This window comes from Candidatus Deferrimicrobiaceae bacterium, assembly GCA_035256765.1.
Classification (GTDB): Bacteria; Desulfobacterota; Deferrimicrobia; order Deferrimicrobiales; family Deferrimicrobiaceae; genus CSP1-8.
In genome coordinates this window covers 1-3,814 of the sequence record DATEXR010000208.1, presented here as the reverse complement: position 1 = coordinate 3,814, position 3,814 = coordinate 1, and the positions used below count along the sequence as shown (strand labels likewise).

4 protein-coding genes and 1 other RNA gene are annotated in these 3,814 nt (G+C 64.7%); all 5 read left to right on the top strand.

Annotated features, from left to right (window positions below; translation table 11 throughout):
* Positions 1-205: aspartate 1-decarboxylase (locus VJ307_07050; GenBank protein HJX73897.1), on the top strand; the 205-nt coding region annotated here is incomplete at its 5' end.
* A 437-nt stretch (positions 206-642) separates the two neighbouring features.
* Positions 643-1,938 (top strand): amidohydrolase family protein, encoded by a 1,296-nt coding sequence (locus tag VJ307_07045; GenBank protein HJX73896.1) that lies wholly within the window; start codon positions 643-645, stop codon positions 1,936-1,938.
* A 1-nt stretch (position 1,939) separates the two neighbouring features.
* On the top strand, positions 1,940-2,422 hold the full coding sequence (gene smpB / locus VJ307_07040; GenBank protein HJX73895.1) for an SsrA-binding protein SmpB: 483 nt from the start codon (positions 1,940-1,942) through the stop codon (positions 2,420-2,422).
* A 180-nt stretch (positions 2,423-2,602) separates the two neighbouring features.
* Positions 2,603-3,469 (top strand): NmrA/HSCARG family protein, encoded by an 867-nt coding sequence (locus VJ307_07035; GenBank protein HJX73894.1) that lies wholly within the window; start codon positions 2,603-2,605, stop codon positions 3,467-3,469.
* 154 nt (positions 3,470-3,623) lie between these two features.
* Positions 3,624-3,814: a transfer-messenger RNA gene (gene ssrA, locus VJ307_07030) on the top strand; the annotation flags it as partial.

Sequence of the window (3,814 nt, the reverse complement as noted above, 5' to 3'; positions counted from 1 at the left end):
CTCCACCTACGTCATCGAGGGGGAGCGCGATTCGGGGGTGATCTGCCTGAACGGCGCCGCCGCGCGCCAGGTGAGCAAGGGGGACCGGATCATCATCGCCAATTACGCGACGTACGACGAGAAGGAACTGGCGAACTTCCGGCCGACGCTTGTCTACGTCGACGCGCAGAACCGGATCACCTCGGTGAAGAGGAAGGTGGCCTAAGAACAGGGACGTTCCTGAGAACTCTCACACCCCTGCGAAGGGCGCCGACGTTGTGCGCCCCTGTGCGAGATACCATTGCCGGCTTCCGCATCCTCGGGGGGGGGTCACTCACTTCGTCCCTCGCCGCAACCATCCCCTGGGGCTGCGGATGCAACCTTCGCCGGTCAGCTCCGTTCGGACCCCCCGCCCTTCGGCTGCTCCGCCGGCAACGGAGGAGGCATCCCAAGAACGGGGACGTTACTAACTTTCCTTTGTCTTTGCGCACGCGGCGGGAACGCCTTCCCTTCCCGATTTTTCGCGGTTATCCCTCCATCTGCGACCAAGGGCAGAAACAGGAAAAGGAATCGCTCCGACATCGGCGATAATGAGAGGTGCATCCCTCTATAACGCCCGGTGAGGGGGGAAGAAATGTCTCCTTGCTTCGAGGTAGGGTGGTCATGATGTCCAGTGGGCGCGGGACGATCTACGTGGCTTCCCGTTTTGTCGCGGACGCCGGAACGGCATTATCCCCCGGGGCCGTGGCGGTGGAAAACGGCGTCGTCGTGGCGGCCGGGGCCCCCGGCGACGTGGAAAGGGAGGTTCCCGCGGGGTTTGACCGTGTGGATCTTCCCGGCCTGGTAATCCTTCCCGGCCTGGTGAACGCTCACGCGCACCTGTCCATCCCGCGGCTTTCCGGACCGGAGGGGCCCCCGGCGTCTTCCTCTCTTCCCTTCATCGACTGGATCCTGCGCCTCATCGAGTGGAGGTGGAACGCCCCCCCCGGGGAGTTCGCGGACAATGTAGGGGCGGCGGCCGGGGAAGCGATCTCCGGGGGGACGACGACAATAGGCGAGATCGCAGGGCCGGACATCGCCGCTTACGCCTCCCTCCCCCTGCGCGCGCGGATCTTCGCGGAAGGGATCGGGTTTCACCCCGAGGTCGCCGGGACTGTCCTGCTTGCGGTGGAGGAAAACGTGGCCCGGATCGCCGGGCTCTCCCGCCCCGGCGGGATGCTTGCGCCGGGGATTTCCCCCCACACGCTGTACACCGTCGGTCCCGACCTGTTGCGGGGACTCGCCTTGCTCGGCGCGCGCCTTGGTCTTCCTCTCGCCCTGCATCTGGCCGAATCGCCGGCCGAGATGGAATTTCTGGCGACGGGGGTCGGGGAGGTGTCGACTCGGCTCTACCCGGCGGTGGGAAAAGACGTCTCCTTCTTCCTGGGAATCGGCGAGCCCATCCCCTCGTACCTGCGGACGGCGGGGATTTTGCGGGAGGGTGTGATCCTGGTGCATAATGTCCATCTGTCCCGCGCGGAAATCGACGAGTTGCGGTCGGACGGCGCGGGATTCGTCCTCTGCCCGCGCAGCAACGCCGCGCACCGGAACGGATTGCCGGATGTGACGCATTTCGTGGATGCCGGGATCCCCTTCGCGCTCGGGACCGACAGCCTCGGCTCGGTCGGATCCTTAAACATGTGGGACGAGATGCGCGAGGCGGCCGGGCTCTACCGGGGCGGCCTTCCCGAGGAGGAACTGTGCCGCTCCCTCTTCCGCGCGGCCACCGAGAACGGCGCCCGGCTTCTCGGGCTTTCTTCCGGGACGCTTCTCCCCGGCGCCCCGGCCGATTTCGTGGCGATCGACGACCCGGCCCGCGGAAATGCGGGATGGGAATTCTTCCGGATGGTGGACCGGGTGGAGGACAGGGACGTGCGGCTGACCGTCATCGCCGGCGAAAGGATCCACGAGCGGCCCTGAAATGGAAAAGACCAGGACGGAGAAGACGATCGCCACGAACCGGCGGGCCCGGCACGAATATCACATCCTCGAAAACATCGAATGCGGGATGGTACTGCACGGGTACGAGGTCAAATCGATCCGCCAGGGGCGCGTCAACATCCAGGACGCCTACGGGACGGTCCGGGGGGACGAGGCGTACGTCGAGAACATGCACATCACCCCCTACTCGCACGGGGACCAGCGCGTCATCGACCCGCTGCGGACCCGGAAGCTGCTCCTGAAAAGGAAGGAGATCGACTACCTCATCGGGAAAACGAGGGAACGGGGGCTGGCCCTGATCCCTTTGCGGCTCTATCTGAAAGGCCCGCGCGTGAAGCTGGAAATCGGGCTGGCCCGCGGCAAGAAGCTGTACGACAAGCGGGAGGACATCGCCGCCCGGGATGCCAAACGCGACATCGAGCGCGCCACGCGGAGCAGGGCGAAGTCCCGCGACCGGGGGTAGCGACGTCGCCCCGGCAGGACGAAGTACCGCAATCCCGGATAGCGTCCTCTCTCCCTTCCGTTCCGCGCCGTCTGCTTTTCCCCGATACCGGGAGTTGCCATCTGCGCCCGGGACGATTCCCGGAACCCGTATCTTTCATCTAATCAAGAGGGAAAAAGATACGGGGAAAGGAGATCATCCATGACAAATCGGAAGACGATACTGGTCACCGGTGCGACCGGCCGGCAGGGCGGGGCCGTCGCCAGGTGCCTTCTCGCAAAAGGGAGTCAGGTCCGGATCATGACACGTTCCCCCGAAAAGGCCCGGGCGTGGGAGAAATCGGGCGCGGAAGTGGTGCGAGGGGACTTCGACGATTACCGAAGCCTCGAGGAGGCCGTAAAAGGAGTCCGGGGAGTGTTCCTCATGAGTACCCCGTTCGAGGCGGACCCGGGGACGGAGGTCGATCAGGGGAGAACGATGGTATATGCCTGCCGGGAGGAAGGCGTTCCGCATCTCGTGTATTCGTCCGTGTGCGGCGCGGACAAGGACACGGCGATTCCTCATTTCGACAGCAAGTTCGAGATCGAGGAGTATATCCGGGAGAACGGCCTCCCGTACACGATCCTTCGGCCCGTTTTCTTCATGGAGAATTTCGTGTCCCCGTGGATGCGGCCTTCGCTCGAGATGGGGTTGCTCGCGCTTCCGCTCGCCCCGGAGACGAACCTCCCGATGATCTGCGTGGAAGACATCGGGGAATTCGCAGCGGAGGCGTTCCTGGATCCCGAAAGGTTTACCGGGGAGGAAATCGACCTGGCGGGGGACGAGAGGAAGATCCGGGACGCGGTGGCCGAGCTCTCCTGCACGATGAACCTTGCGATCCGGTATGAACGGATCCCGGAGGAGAAGGCGGAAGAGGCGTTCGGGCACGACCTGGCCGAAATGTACCGCTGGCTCGACGAGATCGGTTTCGACGTGGACATCAAGGGACTCCGGGAAAGATACGGGATCCCGCTGACCTCGTTCTCCCGGTACCTCGGGAAGTCGGGACTGTTCCGGAAGGCGGCCTGACCCTCCTTCCCACCGCCACGGGGAAAGGCAGGTTGATCCGGGGCTGTGGGGGGCAAGCGCTCCGCAGCTCCGACGCTCCCGGATTTTTCTTCCGGGCGGGGAGCGAAAGGGAGCGGTTCCCTCTGCCCCGGGAAACATGGTATCTTGAACCTGCGGGGGCGAAACGGTTTCGACGGGGACGTCGATGCTCCCGGGTTGCGTGCCGAGGCCCCGCGGACCTCGTAAAAAGCGGGAACCCATAGTCGCCAACGACTATAGCTACGCTTACGCGGCCTAACTAGCCGCGTACGTCCGACCGCCGATTGCCCGTGTAAGCGGAAGGGCGTCGCCCTAACGGGATAGCCC

Excerpts from the sequence above, each read along its gene's own strand:
- VJ307_07045 (HJX73896.1), top strand. The coding sequence starts at position 643 with ATGATGTCCAGTGGGCGCGGGACGATCTACGTGGCTTCCCGTTTTGTC.
- smpB (HJX73895.1), top strand. The coding sequence starts at position 1,940 with ATGGAAAAGACCAGGACGGAGAAGACGATCGCCACGAACCGGCGGGCC.
- VJ307_07035 (HJX73894.1), top strand. The coding sequence starts at position 2,603 with ATGACAAATCGGAAGACGATACTGGTCACCGGTGCGACCGGCCGGCAG.